Origin of the sequence: Bradyrhizobium lupini (assembly GCF_040939785.1) — a bacterium.
Lineage (GTDB): Bacteria > Pseudomonadota > Alphaproteobacteria > Rhizobiales > Xanthobacteraceae > Bradyrhizobium > Bradyrhizobium canariense_D.
The window spans coordinates 1,480,569-1,501,796 of sequence record NZ_CP162553.1; the positions used below are offsets into that span (position 1 = coordinate 1,480,569).

A 21,228-nucleotide genomic window follows, 5' to 3' on the forward strand; every position below is an offset into this window, starting at 1 on the left:
CCGGCGCCATGCTGAACTTCCTCGCCCGCCGCATCGCGCAGATCGTGCCGACACTGTTCTTCGTGTCGGTGCTGATCTTCTCGCTCCAGCAATTGTTGCCAGGTGATCCAGCGCTGGTGATGGCCGGTGAGGAGCGCGATCCCGCCGTGATCGAGCAGATCCGCCAGCAATACCGGCTCAATCAGCCGATCCCCGTGCAGTACGTTTATTGGCTCAAGGGCGTTCTATCAGGCAATTTCGGTGAATCGCTGCGCAACAAGATGCCGGTGCGCGAGCTGATCGCGCAGAAGCTGCCGGTGACGCTCCAGCTCGGCTCGATGGCAATGTTGATCGCGCTCTTGATCGGCATTCCCGCCGGCATCGTCTCCGCCGTGAAAAGGGGCACCGTCTGGGATTATGGTGCCAATTTGTTCGCGCTGTGGGGCATCTCGACGCCGAATTTCTGGCTCGGCATCATGCTGATCTTCCTGTTCTCGATCGAACTCGGCTGGCTGCCGGCGTCCGGCTACGTGCCGTTGACTGAGAACTGGCGCGCGAGCCTCGCCGCCACCATCATGCCGGCCTTCGTGCTCGGCAACGCAATTTCCGCGGTCCTAATGCGGCACACCCGGAGCGCCATGCTGCAGGTGCTGGAAAGCGACTATGTCCGCACCGCGCGCGCCAAGGGATTGTCCGAACGCTCGGTCATCCTCAAGCACGCCATGCGCAACGCACTCACGCCAATCATTACGCTCGGCGCGCTCGAGCTCGGCACGCTCTTGTCGGGCGCGGTTCTGACTGAGCAAATCTTCTCCATTCCGGGCTTCGGCAAACTGATCGTGGACGCCGTGTTCAACCGCGACTACGCGGTGGTACAGGGCGTCGTGCTGGTGACGGCGACGGTCTACATCACACTGAACCTGGTTGCCGATGTCGCCTACATCCTCGTCAATCCGCGGCTACGGGGCTGGACTCATGACCGATGCCGCCCTGCCCGCTGCTCCCATCGCGCAAGCTGACGAGCTGGACAGCCCGGCGCGTCGCGCCCGGCGGCGCCTGTTCAAACGCAAGGCCGCAGTGTTCGGACTTGTCATGATCAGTTTGTTCGTCGGCTTCGCGGCTCTCGCGCCGCTCGTCGTTCCCTACGATCCCATCGCGACGAGCTGGAGCCTGGTTCGCAAGCCGCCCACGACGGCGCACTGGTTCGGCACCGACGAGCTCGGTCGCGACATCCTGAGCCGCGTCGTCTACGGCGCCCGCGCCTCGCTGCTCGCCGGCCTCACCTCGGTGGCGATCGCTCTGGGCGTCGGCGTTCCGCTCGGCCTGCTTGCCGGCTATCGCGGCGGCTTCGTCGATGCACTGATCAGCCGGATGACTGACGCGATGCTGGCCTGCCCATTCCTGATCCTGGCGATCGCACTCGCCGCATTCCTCGGTCCGAGCCTTGGCAACGCCATGATCGCGATCGGCATCTCGGCAACCCCGATTTTCATCCGCCTGACCCGCGGCCAGGTGCTGGTTGTCAAGGCTGAGGACTATGTCGAGGCGGCGCGCGCGCTCGGCAATCCGCCGTGGCGGATCGCGTTCTCGCACATCCTGCCGAACATCCTGCCGGCGCTGCTAGTGCAGGCGACGCTGTCGATTGCGGCCGCCATTATCGCCGAAGCCGCGCTGTCCTTCCTTGGCCTCGGCCAGCAGCCGCCGGCGCCATCCTGGGGCAGCATGCTCAACGCAGCGCAGCGCTTCCTGACCCAGGCGCCGTGGATGGCGATCTGGCCGGGGCTTGCGATCTTCCTCGTGGTGCTGTCGCTGAACCTGCTCGGCGACGGCCTGCGCGACGCGCTCGATCCACGCCAGCGCTAGATCACGACCTCGCGCATCACGCGGCGGCAATCCATCTCGTATTCGAGATCGACCACCGGCGGCCGGGCATAGTGCCAGGTCAGGCCGGACCGCAACGCCCCGCGGCGGACGAGTTCGTCGACCAGCGCGTGGTGGAAGTCGTGCACGGAATAGGCCTGCACGCCGGTCGTGTCCTTCCAGCCGAAGCCGAAGGCCGTCATCCTGTTCTCCATCTGGGACGTCGTCGTGAAGCGCACCTTCTCGCGAAGGCCTTCCGGGCTGAGGTCGCGGTAGCGCACGGTGCGCTCGACATAGGTCCCGCCGCCCTCGCGCGCCTCGGCGCCGCCGGAAATCACGAAGCTCGGCGTCTTCGAGCTTGTCGGCCGCGTGAAGGAGAACGCGTAGAACGACGGCTCGGCCGGTGGATCGATCTCTGGACAGACATTGCTGCGCGCCACCGGATTGGTGGTGCCGTCGAAGATGCCCCATTCGGACAACGTCTTCACATAGTGCAGGTTGAACGCGCGAAAACCTTCTTCGCTGAACGCCGCGGGCGAGCGCAGTTCGCAAGCGCAGAAGGCCGTCAGTTGCCGCCCCGCCTCCTGGATATGCTTCGCGGCAAGCGCAAAGCCTTCGGCGAGCGGCACCAGCCGGTCGAAGCGGACGCGCTCGATCTCATAGCCATCGTCTGCGGCCGCACCGGCCGAATACTGGAATACGGACGGAATGAAACGGTAGTTGCCGGCGGAGAATTCACCAATCATGTCGGACTCCTATTCCAGTTGCATGCGAATGCCCTTGTCGCCGTTAAGCAGGCGCTTCAGGTGAAAGCCGGCCAGGAATCGCCGGCATGCATGCCGACCAGCGCCGCGAAAGCCGGCATGGCGGCGGCATCACCGGCTTCCATCTTGGCAAAAGCTTCGGAATACAGCGCCGTTTCCGGCGCAGCGAATTGGGCCGGCGTCAGCGGCTCGAACGCGCGCAACGCTTCGCTGCGTCCGCGCAGCATCAGCTCCCCGACGGGACGACCTCGAAAATTCTCAGCCGCCTCGGCGATGCCGGCACTGACGCAAATCCGCGTGCCCAGATGCTTGTTCGCGGCTTCCAGTCGCGCCGCGATGTTGATGGAGTCGCCATACGCGGTGTAGTCGAAAAACCGGTTGCCGCCGAAATTTCCGACCAGTGCCGGCCCGGCGTGAATGCCGATGCGAGTGGTGCCGAAATTCACCCCTCTCGGCTTCCAGCGCGCGGAAAAATCCTCCGCCCAGGCGTCGAGCTCGTGCGCGCAGGCAACCGCACGCGTCGTATAATCGGGCTGATCTCCGGGCGCATTGAAGAGCACCTGGATTGCATCGCCGATGATCTTGGCAACCGTCCCCTCATGCGTGAAGACGATTTCGGTCATGCCGCCGACATATTCGTTGAGAAGGGCGCCCAGCGTCTCCGGCGGCGCACTCTCGACCAGCGAGGTGAAGCCCGTTATATCCGTGAAGATGGTCGCGATATCGCGCCACTGCACTTCGATTCCCTCGCTCTCACCGCCGGCCGCCAGACGCTTGGCGAGCTCGGGCGAGAAATGACGCGAGAGCGCGGCGTGAGCGCGCTCGGCTTCCGTCTGGCGGCGCCGCACCTCCCGCAGCATCTCGATATGGCGGATGGTCTTCTCGATCGTCATCTCCAGGTCGGCGAAATCGATCGGTTTGGTCAGAAAGTCGAACGCGCCGCGGTTCATCGCAGTGCGAATGTTGCTCATATCGCCATAGGCCGACAAGATGATGGTGGACTTCTTGTCGTCCGCTTCCTGGAGCTTCGCCAGCAGTGACAACCCATCCATCCTTGGCATGTTGATGTCGGAGACCACCATGTCGACATGCGGATTCTGCTCGAGCGATTGCAACGCCTCGACGCCGTCTCGCGCGAACATGATGGTCACCGACCCATCGCAGATCTGCTTGCGGAATTTTTGCAGGACCAACGCCTCGAGATCCGGCTCGTCGTCGACGAAGAGGATGGTCGCGGTCATGCGGCTTTCTCGAGCCTTGTGTCGATTTCCTGCCGCAGCAGCGCGAAATCGATCGGCTTGGTGAGGAGTGCGACCGCGCCGCGCTCGATCGCCTTCCGGCGCGTCTCGGCGTCGCCATAGGCGGTGATCATGATGACGGGAACGTCCGGATGCGCAAGACGCACCTTCGGCAGCATGTCGAGCCCGCTCATGCCGGGCATGTTGATGTCGGACAAAATCAGGATCAACGAGGGATCGCGCACCTCGGCGGCGAGCTTCAGCGCATCGGGTGCCGACGACGCGAATTCCATCTGGAAGCGGCCGGCGCGCAAATCGCGCCGAAACTGCTGCCGGAACAGCGCCTCGACGTCGGGCTCGTCATCGACGACCAGGATGTAAACGTTCAAGTCTTGCCTCCGGAAGTGCCGTCCGCCGCCATTACGCGCGGCAGGGTGATGATGAATTCGGTGAATACGCCTGGTGCGGTGTTCACGTCGATCGTGCCGCCGTGCTGTTTCACCACGATGTCATGGCTCATGGAAAGGCCGAGCCCGGTGCCCTCGCCGGCCGGCTTGGTGGTGAAGAAGGGATTGAACATCTTCTCCTTCACCTCGGACGGGATCCCGGTGCCGTTGTCGCGAATGCGGATTTCGACCCTGTCGCCGAGCGTTCTGGTTGCTGCGCGCAGGGTGGGCTCGAAGGCGTCTGCGGCGCTCTCCTTGCGCTGGGCAGTGGCGTAGAAGCCATTCGAGATCAGATTGAGGACGACTCGCGTAATTTCCTGCGGATAGATATCGACCATGCCTGCGGCGGGGTCGAAGCCGCGCTCTATCGTGACGTTGAAGCCAGGCTTCTCGGCTCGCGCGCCGTAATAGGCGAGGTTGAGGCTTTCCTCGACGATGGCATTGATGTCCGCCGGACGGCGCTCTCCGGAGCCCTCGCGCGAATGCAGGAGCATGTTCCTGACGATGGAATCGGCGCGCTTGCCGTGCTGCACCACCTTTTCGAGGTTGCTCCTGAGCATGCCAGTCAGCTCGTCGACCTCCGCCTTCGTCTTGCCGTCGAGCGAGGCCGCCTGCAGCGCCTCGTTGAGCTCGTCGATCAACTCGGTCGACACCGCCGAGAAATTGTTAACGAAATTGAGTGGGTTCTTGATCTCGTGCGCGATTCCCGCCGTGAGCTGGCCGAGCGACGCGAGCTTCTCGGTCTGGACCAGGCGGTCCTGCGCGGTGCGAAGATCGTCGAGGGATTGCGACAGCTCCGTCGTGCGCTTGCGCAATTCGTTCAGCAGTCGCGTATTCTCGATGGCGATGACGGCTTGCTTCGTGAAGTTCTCAACCAACGCGATTTGCTTGTCGGTGAACGGCCGGACCTCCTTGCGATAAACCGCGACGGTTCCGATCAGCTCGCTTTCCCTCATCATGGGCACGATTACGATCGTACGGGCGCCGGCGACGTCTGAGATTCCACGAATGGTCGGACCTCCGGCAAGATAGGCCGGAGTTTGTTGCACATCGTGAACGTGGACGACTTGACGTGTTCCGACGACCACGGCAAGCGCGCTCTCCGGATGGGGACGGATCGCCATATCTTTCCGCGAAGCCGCGAACGCAGGCGGCACATTGTAGTCCGCAGCAATTGTGAAATTCTCTCCATCCCACAAATTCATGACGCCGAAACTCGCGCCACAGACTCGTGTGGCATTCTCGAGCATCTTGTGGAACACCGGTGCGAGTTCGCCCGGAGACGAACTGATGACCTGCAACACTTCCGACGTCGCCGTCTGCTGCTCGAGCGACTCGGTCAACTCGGCGGTTCTCACCTCGACCTTCTTCTCCAGGTCCGCATAGGATTCCTGCAGGCGCTCGCCCATGTCATTGAACTGGTCCGCGAGCCCCTCCAGTTCGTCTCCGGTTCGGATCGAGATGCGCTGGGAGAAATCGCCACTGCCGATGCGCTCGGCACCGCTGCGCAGCGCCTGGATCGGCCCGACCATGCGGCGCGCGAGGAATATCCCGGCAAGCACCGCGAAGATCGACGCCGCGAGCAGCACGAATGCAAGCCGTTCCAACGCGGCATAGAGCGTCGCATAGGCCTCCTCGACCGGGAGCTCGACGAACATGGTCCAGTGCAGCGGCGCGATCGGGGCCGACGCGGTCAGCACCGTCTGTCCCTGGAGATTGCGCGCTTCGGAAAGCGGGTCGAACGCGGCGCTGCCTCCGGCAAGCGCGGCGCGCACCTGGGTGAGACCAGACATGTCGGTGTTGCGCAGGACCAGGCTGATATCGGGGTGCGCGATCAGGCGTCCCTCCGGACCCACCACGTAGGCGTGTCCGTGCTCGCCGACCTTGATCTGGGAGACGACGTCCCAGATCAGCTTGAGATTGACCTCCGCGATACTGACGCCGGCATCCTTGCGCGACCCAGCCTGCGCCAGGGTCATATACGGCTCGGACTCCCTGCGGAAATAGACCGGACCGTAATAGACCTTGTGCGCGACCGCCTCGGTAAACTTCGGATCCTCCGACAGGTCGATCCCGCTGTCGGTCGCGTCCATGGCAAGCCGCGAGACCCGGAGCCGCTCCTTGCCGGTCGCATCGACCTGCGCGAGCTCGGTGACCGCAGGGACTTGGCGCAGCAGCCGCAGCGCATCCAAGCGGCGCTGCTCGAGCGAGCCCGCCGACCAGGGCAGCTGCGTGGTCCAGCCGAGCTGGCTCTCGATCTCCTTGACGAACTGACCGATCTTGGCAGCGGCCGCCTCGGCTTGTTCATGCTGAACCCGGATCAGCGCGGCCTTGTGCTCGCGATAATAGAAGAGGACCTCGAACAGGCCGTTGGCCAGCAGCGCGATCGCGACGACGGCCACGAACAACGCGACATATTTGGTGAACAGCCGCGTCCTGATCCCCTGCCCCGGCATCGTACCGGACGCGACGCCATCCCGCGCGGCGCTCGGCAGCGTCCGTGCTTGCGGGGTGTCGGGATGGAGGGGAAGGCTCATCCCGCTGAACCTAGCAAGAAGACCGGACCTTGTCTCTCGCGAGCGCGGGAAAGCCTGATGGCAGCCGGGCCCCGAGGCAAATAGAAAAGGGCGGCAGCGGATTGGCCGCTGCCGCCCTCGGGTTCGCTTTATCGGTGGCCTCCAGGTCGGCCGCAGCGCCTTGGCGTTGAGGTCGAGGTCGTTGACCTGCTTGTTCCGCTCGGAATCGGCCGCCGCGCGATGGTCGGTCGCCAGCACCACGTAGACCGCCGGCAACACGAACAGCGTGAACAACGTGCCGATCGACATGCCGGCCACGACCACCAGACCGATCGAGAAGCGGCTGGCGGCCCCTGCGCCGGTCGCGGTCAGGAGCGGGATCAGGCCCGTCACCATCGCGGCCGTGGTCATGAGGATCGGCCGCAGACGAATACGGGCCGACATTTCGATGGCGGAGCGGCGATCGAGCCGCTCGTTGATCTGGAGCTCGTTGGCGAACTCCACCATCAGGATGCCGTGCTTGGTGATCAGGCCCACCAAGGTCAGCAGGCCGACCTGGGTGTAGATGTTCATGGTCGCCACGCCGAAGAACAGCGGGATCAGTGCGCCAACGATCGCCATTGGCACCGAGATCATGATGACCAGCGGATCGCGCAAGCTCTCGAACTGCGCCGCCAGCACCAGGAAGATGATGATCAGCGCGAAGCCGAAGGTGATCGCGAGCTGGTTGCCTTCCTGCACATACTGTCTGCTGTCAGCCAGATAAGCATGGCTGAAGCCTTGCGGCAGGTTTTTGGCCTCGCTCTCGAGGAAGTCGACCGCCGCACCGACGGTCACGCCGGGCATCGGCACGGCCGAGAAGGTCGCTGAATTGAGCTGATTGTAATGTGTCAGCGAATTCGGCTCGGTCTTGGTCTCGATCGACACAACCGTCGAGAGCGGAAGCTGCTGGCCGGTATTGGTGGTCACGTAGTAGCCGGCGAGCGATTCCGGCGAGAGCCGCTGGCCGCGCGGCACCTGCGGGATAACTTGATAGGAACGGCCCTCGAGGTTGAAGCGGTTGATGTAGTTGCCGCCGAGCAGCACCGCGAGCGTGCTGCCGAGGTTCTGCATGTTGACGCCGAGATCCTGCGCCTTGGTGCGGTTGATCGTCACCTTCACGTTCGGCTGGTTGTAGGCAAGATCACTGTCGGAGACGATGAACATTCCGCTCTTGCGGGCGGCGGCCTTCAACTTCTCCATCTGTTCGTAGACAGTCTGGAAGCTGGCGGTGGAGTTGATCACCATCTGCACCGGGAGGCCGCCCGGACCGCCCGGCAGCGGCGGCAGGTTGAAAGCGAACGCCTGCACGCCCTCGATCTTGGAAAGCTCGGCCTGCACCAGCGACTTCAGCTGGATCGACGAGCGCTTGCGCTCCTCCCAGGGCTTGAGCAGCATGCCGGCGATACCGCCCTGCGGGCCGTTGATGCCGTTCAGCACGAAGCGCAGATCGGTCTCGGGGAATTTCTGGAATTCCTTGTCGAGCTTCTCGCCGTAAAAATCGACATAGTCGATATTGGCGTATTTCGGCGCCTTGGTCACCGCGAACACGATACCCTGGTCTTCCTCAGGCGCCAGCTCCTTCGACGTGTGCATGTAAAGGAAGCCGACGAGCCCGAGGATGGTCACCGCAAACAGGCCGGTGATGGCCTTGTAGTCGAGCGAGCGGTCGAGCCTGCGCCCGTACCACCGCGTCAGCGCGCCAAACACCTTGTTGACGAACTTGGCGAAGCGCCCCTCTTCCGTGTTCTTCAGCAGCACCGAGCACATCATCGGCGAGAGCGTCAGCGCGATCACGCCGGACACGATCACCGAGCCCGCAAGTGTGAAGGCGAATTCGCGGAACAGCGAGCCGGTCAGACCGCCGAGGAAACCGATCGGAGCGTACACGGCTGCGAGCGTGATGGTCATCGAGACGACGGGACCCACGATTTCGCGCGCGCCTTCCAGCGACGCCTGGACCGGCGTTTTCCCTTCCTCCAGATGTCGATGGATGTTTTCCACCACGACGATGGCGTCGTCGACCACGAGTCCGATCGCGAGCACCATCGCGAGCAGGGTCAACAGATTGAAGCTGAAGCCCAGTGCCAGCATCAGCGTGCAGACGCCGATCATCGACAGCGGGATGGTGACGACGGGAATGATGACCGAACGGAACGACGCCAGGAACAGGAAGATCACCACGATCACGATGATCACGGCTTCACCCAGTGTCTTCTCGACCTCGTCGATCGAGGATTGGATGAACTTGGTCGAATCGTAGGCGACCTTCATCTTCATCGACGGTGGCAGATTGCGCTCCAGCTCGGGGAACAGCGCCCGCACGCCCTTGACCAGCGTCAGCGGGTTGCCCTGCGGCGTTGCCTGCACACCGATGAAGATGGCGTGCTCGCCGTTGAAGGCGACGCTCGCGTCCGTGCTTTGGGCCGCAAGTTCGACGGTGGCGATGTCCTCCATCCGCACGAAGCCGCCGTCCTTGGCCTTGACGATCATCTTCTTGAACTGGTTGACGTCGGTCAGGCCCGTATTCGTCGATACGTTCGAAACGATGAGATAACCCTTGGTCTGCCCCGCCGCTGACTGGAAGTTGTTGGCGGTGATCGCGGTCGCGACATCCGCAGGCGACACGTTGCGGCCGGCCATCTTCAGGGGATCAAGCCACAGCCGCATCGCAAAGGTCTGGCCGCCGAGAATATCGGCGGAGGCGACGCCGTCGACGGTCGACAGCACCGGTTGCACAACGCGCGTCAGGTAGTCGGAGATCGCCGAGCCCGACAGCTCTTCGGACGAGAATCCGAGATACATCACGGCCGTGGTCTGGCCCGTGGTCTTGGTGACGATGGGATCGTTGGATTCCTTCGGAATCAGGTATTTGACCGAGTTCGTCTTGGCCAGAACCTCGGTCAGCGCCTGGTTCGGATCGAAGTTCAGCTTGATGTAGACCTGGATCGTCGAGGTGCCGAGCACCGAGGACGAGGTGATGTAATCGACACCTTCGGCGGAGGCGACCGCCTGCTCGATCGGCGTGGTGATGAAGCCCTGGATCAGGTCCGCGGACGCGCCCGGATAGACGGTCGTGATGTTGATGACCGTGTTCGACAGCTTCGGATATTGCCGGATCGGCAGCGTCGTCGCCGCGCGCAGGCCGATCAGCAGGATCAGCAGGCTGACGACGACCGACAGGACCGGGCGTTTGATGAAAATATCAGTAAAGCGCATCGCGGCGATCTCGATTTCTTTGACTTGCAAAGCGCGTGACCCGGCCGTGCCGGATCATGCTGCAACGTGTACGATGTCAGTAGCGCGGCGGCTGCGCCGGGATCTGCGGAGCCGGGTCGGTCGAAATCGACACCGCCGCGCCCGATTGCAGCTTGAGCTGGCCGACGGCGACGACCTTGTCGCCCGGCTTCACGCCCTTGACGATTTCGACGCGGCCTTCGACCCGGTTGCCGGTCTGCACGAAAGTGCGCACCGCGCTCAGGCTGGTCTTGCCGTCGGCTTCCTTCTTCTCGGTGATCACGAACACCGAGTCGCCGTACAGCGTGTAGTCGACCGCCGTCTCCGGCACGGTGACTACGGCCGGCTTGTCCGGCAGCACCACCGTGGTGGTCACGAACATGCCGGGCTTCAGGATCTTCTCCGGATTAGCGATGGTCGCCTGCACGCGGATGTTACGGGTGTCGGTCGAGATCTGCGGCTCGATCGTGGTGATTTTGGCGTCGAAGGTGCGGCCGGGATAGGCGTCGACCTTCAGCCGGACCGGTTGACCGACCTTGAGGCTGCCCGAGTCCTTTTCCGTCACCGTGAAGTTGGCCCACAGCTCCGACAGATCCGTCAGCGAAACGATGGCCGTGCCGGCGGTCAGATACTGGCCGACCTCGACCTTGCGGACGCCGAGATCGCCGGAGAACGGCGCGCGGACCAGCTTCTGCGAGATCAACGCTTCGGTCTTGGCGATACCCGCCTGCGCCTGATCGTACGCGGCCTGCGCGGTGTCGACGGTTGCCTGCGGCCCGAACTGGCGCGACGCCAGTTGCTTGGCGCGATCGAGCGACAGCTGTGCGACGGTGGCCTGCGCCTTGTAATTGGCGAGGTCGCCCTGCTCCGGCGCGTCGAACATCTGCACGAGCGGTGTGCCGGCCTCGACATGCGTGCCCGGCTCGAACTTGATCTCGGTGACACGGCCGTTGACGTCGGCGCTGACGTCGACCTGGTGCACGGCGGCGAGACCACCGACGGCGGTCAACAGGTTCGGCACCACCTCGGACTTTGCCTCGGCGGCGCTGACCGCGACCGGCGGCGGCTTGTTGTTGGCGAAGAACTGCTTGATCATCTGGCCGCGGAAATAATTGAACCAGACGAGGCCACCGACGAGCACGGCCAGAAGCGTGCCGACGACGATGAACCAGAGCACCGGCCGGACCGGACGCTTGGGAGCCTTGTTGTCGATCGGTTCGCCCGAAATCTTGTGTTCGGTCACGATGTTCATGTCATGCACTTTCTGCAATCGCCGTCTTGCCCGCACAACTGGCCTGATCGCGGCCCAAATGCGAAACAATTGCGGCGTCGTTAAGTCCGATACCCCTCAGGAGAAACTCACAGAGCTGCCGCTCGAGGTCGTTCGCCTTGCCGTAAGCGAGACACGGCGTGGCCGGCAGCCTGGTCAGCGCAGCCGTCATCACGGTGTGATGCGCAAACCAGAACAGGTTGAGCGGTTCGCCGTTGTATGGCCGCGCGTCCCCCGCGGCAACCGCACGCTCGAGCGAGGCGACGAAGGCCGCCCCGATCAGCGCCTCGATCTTGGCATATAGCAACCGGGCAAATTCGCCATCCTCCAAATGACTCGTGGTCATCAGTCGCAGGCGCTGGGCCTCTTCCTGGTCAGGGCCATCGGCGATGTGCATGAAATGCCCGACCATGCCGCGGATCACTTCGACCAACGTAGCGGTCGACGGCTCACGTTCGAGCAGCTCCATGAGCGCCGGGTCCGCCTCGCATTCATCGCTGAGAATTTCGGCGTAAAGCGCGGCCTTGGACGGGAAATGCTTGAACAGTAGCGCTTCGGAAATGGCAGCGGCGGCCGCCACGCTCTTGGTCGTGGTGCCGGTATAGCCGTGTCGGGCAAAGCAACGCTTTGCGGCGCCGAGGATCAATTGACGCCTCAGGTCGCTCGTCATACGCAATGAGCTCATGCTAGTGAGTAAGCACTCACCCACGCAAAAGTCAAGCCGAATGGTGCGATGCAACCTACAAGAATCGTCTCTTAGAGGTATCCGAAGTGCTAAATCGGACGGAAGCCGAGGTCGCCGCGGATCCGGTTGAGAATGTAAGTCCCATCCCGGCTGGGCAAAATCCGCTCCAGATTGGCGCTGTCGATCTTCACATTGGCAAAGCGCGGCCCGGCCGTGACGTCGTGGACGGCTTTGGCGAAGGCCTCGACCTCGGCCATGGTCGTCACAGACCGGCTATCCCCGATGCCGCAGGCCCGGGCGACGCCGACCAGGTCGGCGGCCACGGAAGTGTGGCTGGTCTGACCGCCGGTCTCACCATAGGCCTCGTTGTCGAGCACCGCGATCGAGAGGTTGGACGGCTTCTGGAGGCCGATGGTGGCAAGGCTGCCCATGCCCATCAGCATCTCGCCGTCACCGGTGATGACCAGCACCGGCAACTTTGGCTGCGCCAGAGCGAGGCCCAGGCCGATCATCGCCGCCCCGCCCATGCCGCCCCAGAGGTAGAAATTGCGCGCATGGTCGCCGGCTGCGCACATGTCGTTGGTGGAGGCGCCGAGGCCGCCGATCGCAACCACGTCCTTGCGGTCCGCGAGAAGCGTGGACACCACCTGACGGCGGTCGAGGAGATTGGCCTTGCTCATTTGGTGAAAACCTTGGCGCCGATCAGGCGCTGCGACAGCAGGACGGCGGTGGGTGTGAGCGCGTTGTAGGCCTGCGCGGCCGCCGCCTCGAGCACGGCCGGCACCTCTGCTGCGGTCGAAGCCCGCAGCACCTTGACGCCCGAGAGTTCGAACACGCCCTGCGTGGTCGATCCCATCGGCACCTGCCATGGATTGAACTCGCCCCACTCGCCACGCATCGTCACCAGCGTGAGGAAGGGAAAGCGCAGGATCGGGATCAGCGAGAGCATGTTAATGCAATTGCCGACCCCGCTCGACTGCATCAACAGCACGCCGCGCTGGCCCCCGTCCATGCGCCGGCGAGAAGCGCCACGCCCTCCTCCTCCGTCGTGAGCGGAATGCCGCGCATCGTGGACGATGCCAGCACGCGCTGGATCAGCTTTGAATGGCCGGCGTCGGGCACGTAGGGCACCTGCCGAACGTCGAAGCGTTGCAAGGTCGCGAAAATATCGTCGGGCCAATGAGTGCTGGACTCGGCGGCCGTGTCGGCAGCGTCAGCGCGGGCGTGCATTTTCCTGTCCGGTCGGCTTGCAAATCGCGGCTCGACTGTAGACGGTGAACCGAGCCGCTCAAAAGAGCGAATACAGCATATCGGACTCAACCGGCGAGTATGGCGGCATGAACGCAAGTGCGAATGAACTGGCGGCCAGTTTCGATCTGGAACAGCTGACGGCGGAATTCTACGACAATCCCTACCCGACCTATCGTGCACTGCGGGAGAACGAGCCGGTCAAGCGCCTGCGCAACGGCACCGTGTTCCTGACCCGCTATGACGACCTCGTTACGACCTACAAGAACACAAAATCGTTCAGCTCGGACAAGAAGCGCGAGTTCGCGCCGAAATACGGCGACACCCCGCTCTACGAGCACCACACCACGAGCCTCGTCTTCAACGATCCGCCGGCGCATACCCGCGTGCGGCGTCTGATCATGGGCGCGCTGTCGCCGCGCGCGATCGCGGGGATGGAGCCTGACATCATCAAGCTGGTCGACGGCTTGCTTGACGCCATTGCCGCCAAAGGTGATTGCGAGCTGATCGAGGACTTCGCCGCCTCGATCCCGATCGAGGTGATCGGCAATCTGCTTGACGTGCCCCATGACGAGCGCGCGCCGCTGCGCGACTGGTCGCTGGCGATCCTGGGCGCCCTCGAACCGGTGGTGTCGCCTGAAGTGGCTGCCCGCGGCAACAAGGCGGTGACGGACTTCCTCGCCTACCTCCGAACGCTGGTCGCGCGCCGGCGCGAAAGGCCCGGCAACCCCGAGCGCGACGTGCTGACGCGCCTGATACAGGGTGAAGACAACGGCGAGCGGCTGACCGAGAAGGAGCTGCTGCACAACTGCATCTTCCTGCTCAATGCCGGCCACGAGACCACCACCAACCTGATCGGCAACGGCCTCGTGGCGCTCGACCGGAACCCGGATCAGAAGCGGCGGCTGATCGACAATCCTGAGCTGATCAAGACTGCGGTCGAAGAGATGCTGCGCTACGAGAGCTCGAACCAGCTCGGCAACCGCATGACCACGGAGCGGGTCGAACTCGGCGGCGTCATGCTCGAAGCCGGCACATCCATCACGCTCTGTATCGGCGCTGCCAACCGTGACCCCGCACAGTTTCCGGACCCGGAGAGATTCGACATCGCGCGCACGCCGAACCGGCATCTCGCCTTCGCCACCGGCGCGCATCAATGCGCCGGCATGGCGCTGGCACGATTGGAAGGCGCCATCGCGGTCTCGCGCTTCTTGGCGCGCTTCCCGAACTATGCCGTGAGCGGACAGCCGGTCAGGGGCGGACGGGTGCGGTTCCGCGGCTTTTTGAGCGTGCCCTGCGCGATTGGCTGAGGCATCAAAACAAAAAATCGCGAAAACAACCCCATGCACAGTAGAAGGTTACCGGCGCGGGATGGGCCAGCGATTCCGCGCAACCATTTGACATCCCAGGCCATCGGCGCCGCCGCGCGCAACAATTGCCGGAAGGCCTAAACCACCGTCTTGTGCCGCGCGATGCAGGTTTGCAGCACCTCGTCCAACGGTTTACCCCACCAGTCGTTGGAGAAGATTTCGATCTCCGAATAGCCGGCAAAGCCCTGCGCTTCGACCGCTGCGCGCACCGATTTGATGTCGATCACGCCGTCGCCCATCATCCCGCGGTCGTTGAGAATGTCCCTGGTCGGCACCAGCCAGTCGCAGACATGGAAGGCGAGCAGGCGATCTCGGCCGGCGCGCGCGATCTGCCCCATCAGCTCCGGATCCCACCAGATGTGATAGACGTCCAGCGCGACGCCGAGCATGCCGCTGCGATCAGGGTCGAGCCGGTCGCAGATGTCGAGCGCCTGCTTCGTCGTGTTGACGCAGGCGCGGTCGGCCGCATAGGCCGGATGCAGCGGCTCGATCGCCAGCGGCAGCTTGGCCTGTTTGGCGTAGTCGAGCATTTCGGCGAGCGCTTCCTCGACCTGCGTCCGCGCGCCGGCGATGTCCTTCGACGCCTCGCTGCCCGGCCGCGAATATTGCGGCAGGCCGCCGACGACGAGCACGACGCAGGGGGCGCCCAGTGCCTTGGCTTCATCGACGCAGCGCCGGTTGTCGTCTCGCACCTCGCCGCGGCGCGCTGCGTCGGAGGTGAACATGCCGCCACGGCAATAGCCCGATAGGTCGAGACCGGCATCGCGCACCGCACGCGCGGCACGATCGAGGCCGACGGTTGCGACCTGGTCGCGCCAGGGGTCGATGGCGCGGATACCGTGCCTGGCACAGGCGTCGATGATCTCGACGAGATCACCCTGTTTCCGGATTGTCGCCGTGTTGAGCGACAGCCAACGATGGTCGGACGAGAAATCACGCATCAGGATTCGATTCCGTGCGTTGAGAGCACCGCCTGCATCCGCCGCGTCGCCAGCTCCGGATCGGCGAGCAGTCCGGCCTTGTCGGCCAGCCGGAACAGTTCGGCCAGATGCAGCGTCGAGCGCGTGCTCTCCTGCCCGCCGACCATGGTGAAGTGGTCCTGGTGGCCGTTGAGATAGGCCATGAAAACCACGCCGGTCTTGTAGAACCGCGTCGGCGCCTTGAAGATGTGCCGCGACAGCGGCACCGTCGGCCCCAGCACGTCGTGGAAGCCGGCTTCGTCACCCGCTGCCAGGCGCGACAAGGCGTAGGACGCCGCCGGCGCGATCGCGTCAAAAATGCCGAGCAGCGCGTGCGAAAAGCCTTCGACGTCGCCGGCGATCAGCTCCGCATAATTGAAATCGTCGCCCGTATACATCTTGATGCGCTTGTCGAGACGACGGCGCATGTCGATCTCGCGCTGCTTGTCGAGCAGCGATACCTTGACACCGTCGACCTTGGCGGCGTTGCCGTTGATGATGGCGACCGCAATATCCATCGCCTTGTCGAGATCGTTGGTGCCCCAATATCCCGTCAGCGCCGGATCGAACATGTCGCCGAGCCAGTGGATGATCACGGGCTCGCGAACCTGCGACAGCACGCGATCATAGACCTTTGCGTAATCGTCGGCATTACGGCCAAGCTTCGCCAGCGCGCGCGACGCCATCAAGATGATGCGGCCGCCGACCTTCTCGACCGCCGATGTCTGCTCCTCATAGGCGCGGATCACGTCGTCCATATTTCTGGCGTCCTCCACCGCGAGATGGTCGGTGCCCGCTCCGGAAAACACCAGCGCGTTGCGACGCTTGGCGGCAGACACCGAGCGCGTGATCAGCTCCAGCGAGGTCGGCCAGTCCAGCCCCATGCCGCGTTGCGCGGTGTCCATGGCTTCCGCAACGCCAAGCCCGAGGTCCCAGACGTGCTCGCGGAAGGCGATAGTCTTGTCCCAGTCGACAGCGGCGGAGAGCCACGGGTCGTTGTCGGCAAAGGGATCGGTCACGGTATGGACGGCCGAGAACGCGATGCGGCTCAGCGGCCCCTCGAGCTTTGCCGGAAACGTTCGCGAGGCCGCGAGCCGGTAGGTCTCGATCGAGCGATCGGCTTTCGGCAGCTTGAGCGACAGGGACGACGTTGACGGAACGGGCTTGGGCTGGACGGGCTTGTTCATTATTCCCTCCTCAGACCTTAATCGGCGCGACGTCGATCCAGCGCCGCTCCTTCCAGCTCTTCAGCGCGCATTCGGCGAGCTGCACGCCCTTGACGCCTTCGAGCAGCGTGAATTTGTAGGGCGCATCCTCGTAGACGTGGCGGATGAACATCTCCCACTGCTCCTTGAAGCCGTTGTCGTAGGTGACGTTGTCAGGCAGCTTCTGCCAGTCGCCGTAGAAATCGTGCAGCCGCTTCTCGTCGGGATTCCATACCGGCCGGGGCGTCGCCTGCCGCGCCTGGATCATGCAGTCGGAAAGGCCGGCGACGGCCGAGCCCAGCGTGCCGTCGACCTGGAAGGTGACGAGATCGTCGCGATAGACGCGCGTCACCCAGGACATGTTGATGTGGGCGATGGCGCCGCCCTTGAGCTGGAACGTGGCATAGGCGGAGTCGTCGGCGGTCGCCTTGTACTTCTTGCCCTGCTCGTCGAAACGCTCGGGGATGTCGGTGTTGCCGATGCAGCTCACGCTCTCGACCTCGCCAAAGAGATTGTCGAGCACGTAGCGCCAGTGGCAAACCATGTCGAGGATGATGCCGCCGCCATCCTCGTCGCGGTAATTCCATGACGGCCGCTGCGCCTCCTGCCAGCCGCCTTCGAACACCCAATAGCCGAACTCGCCGCGCACCGAGAGAATACGGCCGAAGAAGCCGGAGTCGCGCAGGAAGGCGATCTTCTTCAGGCCGGGCAGGAACAGCTTGTCCTGCACCGTGCCGTGCTTGATGCCCTTGGAATTGGCGAGCTTGACGACCTCGAGCGCCGCCTCGAAGTTCGTCGCGATCGGCTTCTCGCAATAAACGTGCTTGCCGGCATTGATGGCCTGGGTCAGAAGGCCCGGCCGTGCCTGTGTGGTCGCGGCATCGAAGAACATGGTGTCGTTCTTGTCGGCGAGGGCGGCATCGAGATCGGTGGTCCAGCGCGTGACGTTGTAGCGCTTGGCAAGGGCCTCGACCTTCTCGGCGCTGCGGCCGACCAGGATCGGGTCCGGCATCACGCGGTCGCCGTTCTTCAAGCGGACGCCGCCCTGCTCGCGGATCGCGACGATCGAGCGGATCAGATGCTGGTTGAGCCCCATGCGGCCGGTGACGCCGTTCATGATGAGGCCGAGGCGTTGGGTGGTCATGCCGATTGCTCCCTAGGTGATTTGGGCTGTTCGAGCGGGCGTAGCGCCGACCAGTCCGGATGGACCGACGTCGCAAAACCCGTTGTGCGAAGCGATCCCGTCAGGAGATCGCCGTCGTGAATGGAGAGACGGATACCCTGCCCGGCATCGGCGTAGAGATCGGGGTGAGCGGCGGCGAACGCTTGGGTCTCTGCGGCAGGCGTATCACCGAAGCCATCCACATAATGATGGCCGTTACGTTCGGCATGGGTGATGCCGATGAAGGCACCGAGCGCAAGGTCCTGCTGCACGGCGACGCCCGCCTGGCAGGTCAGGTCCTCGCCGGTCACGAAGAATCTTTCGCCGGCCACGCTCCATTTCGCCGCGCGCGTCGCGTTGACGATGGACTTGTAAAGCCCTTTGCACGATTTCGACGAGATGCCGTGATAGCCAAGCGCCCGTGCCGCAGGAAACGTATCGTAGGAATCGTCGGCTTCGTCGATGATGAAACCGCGCGCAGCGAGAGAGCCGAGCGGCGACAGCCTCGTAACATCGCGCGGCATTGGCTGCTCGATATAGAGCAGCCTGGATGAAATCGATCGCAGCGCAGTGTCATGGTCGAGCCGGCCGATGAGTTCATGCAAGGCTGCGAGATCGGCATATTGCTCGTTGGCATCGAGCGTCAGGTTGTAGTCACGGTCCAGCGCATCGAGCTCCTTGCCGATGCGCGCCAGCCGCGCTGCATCGGCGACGGGGTCCCCCGACAGCTTCAGCTTGAAGTATCTTGCCCCGGAGTTCTCGCGGGCATCGGCAACCCCGCCCTCGCCTTCAACGGTGTCGTCGAGGCCGACGGTATGCCTGATGGCAACACGCGGCAGCGGCTTCCGGCCGGATAGAAACGTCGTGAGATCCGTCTCCTTCAGGTCGGGCGAAAGCCGCGCGTCGATGCCGGCGATGTTGCCGGCCATGCCGTCGAAAAAATTGGTCTCGGCAGCGCGGAGCAGCGCATCGAGGATCGCTTTGTCGATTTCGGCGGGGCCGTAAGCCGCCGCAAGCGCCGGAATGTTCTTTTTCGCACATGTCGCGACCTGGGCACCGATGCACGAGGCATGCAGATCGAATGCCGTCAAAAACCCGGTTCGCGCGAGATAAAGCCCCCGCGCGATCTCCAGCGCGCGGCGCAAATCATCGACAGTCTGCGCCGGCGACAGTTCCGGCCGCTTGTCGAACCATTTCGGCACCAGCAGCTCGGCGCTGGCACCGACCGCGCTTCCCCGGCCCTCCACCTCGATCTCGACCCGCACGAACAGCTGCGGCGTCGCGTTGATCGTGATCGCGCCGAAGCGGAACGGCCGCGCGAACTGCACGGGACGTTCGAAGAACGCGATATCTCGCAGCTTCAGACGCGGCGCCATGGCTTTAGTCCAGCGAACCTTGCGAGAAGAAATGCTTGCGGATGCGCTGGACGAGTTCGGTGAACACAGGGTCGGCCATCACGTCGAGCGAGCGCGGGCGCGGCAGCGGGACGTCGTAGATCGCGGCGACCGCGCCGGGCCGCTCGGTCATGACCAGCACGCGATCGGCGAGGAACACGGCCTCGGGGATCGAATGCGTGATCAGCAGCACCGTCTTTCTGGTCTCGCGCTGGATCCGCATCAGCTCGACATTCATGCGCTCGCGCGTCAACGCGTCGAGGGCGCCGAACGGCTCGTCCATCAGCATGATCCTGGGATCATGCACCAGCGCGCGGCAGATCGAGGCGCGCTGCTGCATGCCCCCGGAGAGCTGCCACGGCAGCTTCTTCTCGAAGCCTTCGAGCCCGACCAGCTTCAACAGCGCCTTGGCGCGGTCGAGATATGTCTGGCGCGGCAGCCGCTTCATGTCGATCGGCAGCATCACGTTGGACAGGATGTTGCGCCATGGCAGCAGCAGCGCGTTCTGGAACACGATGCCGACATTGCCGTGCGGCGTCGTCACCTTCTCACCCTCGACCAGGATCTCGCCCGTCGTCGGCGGCAGCAGTCCCGAGATCAGCTTGAGCAGCGTGGACTTGCCGCAGCCGGATGGGCCGACCACGACGAAGAACTCGCCGTCATTGATGTGAAAGTCGAGCGGCCGCAACGACGGCACATCGCCGTCGCGCGTCCTATAGGTCTTCGACACGCCGGACAGTTTGATGCCCGACGCATCGCCCGCAGCCCGGTCGCTCACCAGTCTCAGATGCGCGGCCGGTTGCAGGGTTTCACTCATGGCTGTCGCGGGTTTCACGAACCGCTCTTCGGCAGATAGTCGTTGGTATAGAACGCCTTCGGGTTCTCCTTGGCCTTGGCATCGAGCCCGCCATATTCGACCATCAGGTTGACGCTGTCGGTCATGTTCTGGTCGGTGACCTGGAACGGCCGCTTGCTCTTGGTCTCAGCAGTCCGGTAGAGCGGAATGGTTAGCTCAAAACCCTGCGTCAGCGTGTCGACCTTGCCGCCCTTTGGGTTGGCATCGAGGATCGACTGCGCCGCGGCCTTCGGCTCCTTCTCGGCGGCCTCGACCGCCTTGGTCGTCGCCGACATGAAGCGGCGGACGAGATCGGCATTGGCCTTCACATAATCAGTGTTGGCGATGATGCCCGAGGAGACCATGTTGATGCCGTAGTCGGCGAACTTGATCGGATAGACGTCCTTGCCGGTGGCGTCCTTGATCTTCATGGACTGGTCCATGACATAGCCGAGCAAGAGATCAGCCTGGCCGTTGATGACCGCGTTGAGCTTGGTCTGGCCGTCGCCGGCAACCGTCTGGAAGTCACTTTCCTTCAGGCCGGTCTTCTTCAGGAACAACGGCCAGATCTGGGTCATGGAATCGGCCGGCGTGATCGCGACTGTCTTGCCCTTGATATCCTCCGGCTTCCTGATGTTCTTGTCGGCGAAACCCATCGCGGACATCGGGCTGGTCTGGAGCAGCACGCCGGTCGCGACCACCGGCGCGCCCTTGATCGCGGCACGCATCATGGTGGGCACGTCGACATAGCCGAAATCGGCGGTCTTGGCGGCCACCGCCTGCGTGGTCGCGGCCGAGCCGCGGCCTTCCTGGATCTCGAGGTCGATGCCTTCGGCTGCGTAGATGCCCTTGGCCTTGCCGTAATAGAACGGCGCGTGCTCGCCATAGACGTACCAGTTGAGCATCAGCACGACTTTGTCGGCTGCTTGCGCCGGCATGGCCGCGAACACCATCAGCGCCGCCGAGACAACTCCTATCCACCGCTTCATCGTCACTCTCCCTTCTCGTTGTTGCGTCGGCC

The 21,228-nt window shown here is 63.7% G+C and carries 15 protein-coding genes and 3 pseudogenes; 3 read left to right on the forward strand and 15 right to left on the reverse strand.

Annotated elements, in window-relative coordinates; genetic code table 11:
* Nucleotides 1-8 precede the first annotated feature (8 nt).
* Together AB3L03_RS07315 and AB3L03_RS07320 are read left to right on the forward strand one after the other, a co-directional pair.
* Entirely contained in the window at nucleotides 9-998 is a 990-nt protein-coding gene (locus AB3L03_RS07315; protein WP_368508386.1) for an ABC transporter permease, read from the forward strand.
* Nucleotides 955-1,842, forward strand: coding sequence for an ABC transporter permease (locus AB3L03_RS07320; protein WP_085352146.1), 888 nt, complete (start codon nucleotides 955-957; stop codon nucleotides 1,840-1,842). Before AB3L03_RS07315 ends, AB3L03_RS07320 begins: the two co-directional genes overlap by 44 nt.
* Here the strand turns inward: AB3L03_RS07320 and AB3L03_RS07325 are convergent.
* The 9 genes and pseudogenes from AB3L03_RS07325 to AB3L03_RS07365 all read right to left on the reverse strand — a co-directional run bounded on the left by AB3L03_RS07325 (nucleotide 1,839) and on the right by AB3L03_RS07365 (nucleotide 13,264).
* Nucleotides 1,839-2,585: a hypothetical protein gene (locus AB3L03_RS07325; RefSeq protein WP_368508387.1), complete on the reverse strand. Its 747-nt coding sequence runs from the start codon at nucleotides 2,583-2,585 to the stop codon at nucleotides 1,839-1,841. The two genes, AB3L03_RS07320 and AB3L03_RS07325, sit on opposite strands and share 4 nt — an antisense overlap.
* Before the next feature lie 9 nt (nucleotides 2,586-2,594).
* Nucleotides 2,595-3,844, reverse strand: a pseudogene (locus AB3L03_RS07330) (adenylate/guanylate cyclase domain-containing protein).
* The gene (locus AB3L03_RS07335; RefSeq protein ID WP_018457048.1) at nucleotides 3,841-4,230 is read right to left on the reverse strand and encodes a response regulator; all 390 of its coding nucleotides are present in this window, start codon (nucleotides 4,228-4,230) and stop codon (nucleotides 3,841-3,843) included. Before AB3L03_RS07335 ends, AB3L03_RS07330 begins: the two are co-directional and overlap by 4 nt.
* The gene (locus tag AB3L03_RS07340; RefSeq protein ID WP_368509018.1) at nucleotides 4,227-6,824 is read right to left on the reverse strand and encodes an ATP-binding protein; all 2,598 of its coding nucleotides are present in this window, start codon (nucleotides 6,822-6,824) and stop codon (nucleotides 4,227-4,229) included. Before AB3L03_RS07340 ends, AB3L03_RS07335 begins: the two co-directional genes overlap by 4 nt.
* A gap of 144 nt (nucleotides 6,825-6,968) precedes the next feature.
* Nucleotides 6,969-10,061: pseudogene (locus tag AB3L03_RS07345) on the reverse strand (MexW/MexI family multidrug efflux RND transporter permease subunit); the annotation flags it as partial.
* Between the two features lie 76 nt (nucleotides 10,062-10,137).
* Nucleotides 10,138-11,331 carry an efflux RND transporter periplasmic adaptor subunit gene (locus tag AB3L03_RS07350; protein WP_018457051.1) on the reverse strand — a complete coding sequence of 398 codons (1,194 nt, stop codon included), beginning with the start codon at nucleotides 11,329-11,331 and terminating at the stop codon, nucleotides 10,138-10,140.
* A 1-nt stretch (nucleotide 11,332) separates the two neighbouring features.
* Entirely contained in the window at nucleotides 11,333-12,034 is a 702-nt protein-coding gene (locus AB3L03_RS07355; protein ID WP_085352143.1) for a TetR/AcrR family transcriptional regulator, read from the reverse strand.
* A gap of 89 nt (nucleotides 12,035-12,123) precedes the next feature.
* A complete protein-coding gene (locus AB3L03_RS07360; RefSeq protein ID WP_368508388.1) occupies nucleotides 12,124-12,714 on the reverse strand; it encodes a thiamine pyrophosphate-dependent enzyme in 591 nt (196 codons plus the stop codon).
* A pseudogene (locus tag AB3L03_RS07365) lies at nucleotides 12,711-13,264 on the reverse strand (phosphonopyruvate decarboxylase). The gene AB3L03_RS07360 and the pseudogene AB3L03_RS07365 overlap by 4 nt, the downstream one beginning before the upstream one ends.
* Before the next feature lie 107 nt (nucleotides 13,265-13,371).
* Between AB3L03_RS07365 and AB3L03_RS07370 the strand changes: the two are divergent.
* Entirely contained in the window at nucleotides 13,372-14,592 is a 1,221-nt protein-coding gene (locus AB3L03_RS07370) for a cytochrome P450 (RefSeq protein ID WP_368508389.1), read from the forward strand.
* A 137-nt stretch (nucleotides 14,593-14,729) separates the two neighbouring features.
* Here the strand turns inward: AB3L03_RS07370 and AB3L03_RS07375 are convergent, their stop codons facing one another.
* From AB3L03_RS07375 to AB3L03_RS07400, 6 genes are read right to left on the reverse strand one after another with little or no spacing between them, the layout of a single operon-like run.
* Nucleotides 14,730-15,593: a sugar phosphate isomerase/epimerase gene (locus AB3L03_RS07375; RefSeq protein ID WP_018457056.1), complete on the reverse strand. Its 864-nt coding sequence runs from the start codon at nucleotides 15,591-15,593 to the stop codon at nucleotides 14,730-14,732.
* Nucleotides 15,593-16,798: a dihydrodipicolinate synthase family protein gene (locus AB3L03_RS07380; protein WP_018457057.1), complete on the reverse strand. Its 1,206-nt coding sequence runs from the start codon at nucleotides 16,796-16,798 to the stop codon at nucleotides 15,593-15,595. Before AB3L03_RS07380 ends, AB3L03_RS07375 begins: the two co-directional genes overlap by 1 nt.
* A gap of 10 nt (nucleotides 16,799-16,808) precedes the next feature.
* Entirely contained in the window at nucleotides 16,809-17,960 is a 1,152-nt protein-coding gene (locus AB3L03_RS07385; RefSeq protein WP_204510600.1) for a Gfo/Idh/MocA family protein, read from the reverse strand.
* A complete protein-coding gene (locus AB3L03_RS07390; RefSeq protein ID WP_085362284.1) occupies nucleotides 17,957-19,354 on the reverse strand; it encodes a hypothetical protein in 1,398 nt (465 codons plus the stop codon). The genes AB3L03_RS07385 and AB3L03_RS07390 overlap by 4 nt, the downstream gene beginning before the upstream one ends.
* Before the next feature lie 4 nt (nucleotides 19,355-19,358).
* Nucleotides 19,359-20,207: an ABC transporter ATP-binding protein gene (locus AB3L03_RS07395; protein WP_085362283.1), complete on the reverse strand. Its 849-nt coding sequence runs from the start codon at nucleotides 20,205-20,207 to the stop codon at nucleotides 19,359-19,361.
* Nucleotides 20,204-21,196 carry an ABC transporter substrate-binding protein gene (locus AB3L03_RS07400; protein WP_085385884.1) on the reverse strand — a complete coding sequence of 331 codons (993 nt, stop codon included), beginning with the start codon at nucleotides 21,194-21,196 and terminating at the stop codon, nucleotides 20,204-20,206. The genes AB3L03_RS07395 and AB3L03_RS07400 overlap by 4 nt, the downstream gene beginning before the upstream one ends.
* Between the last annotated feature and the right edge of the window lie 32 nt (nucleotides 21,197-21,228).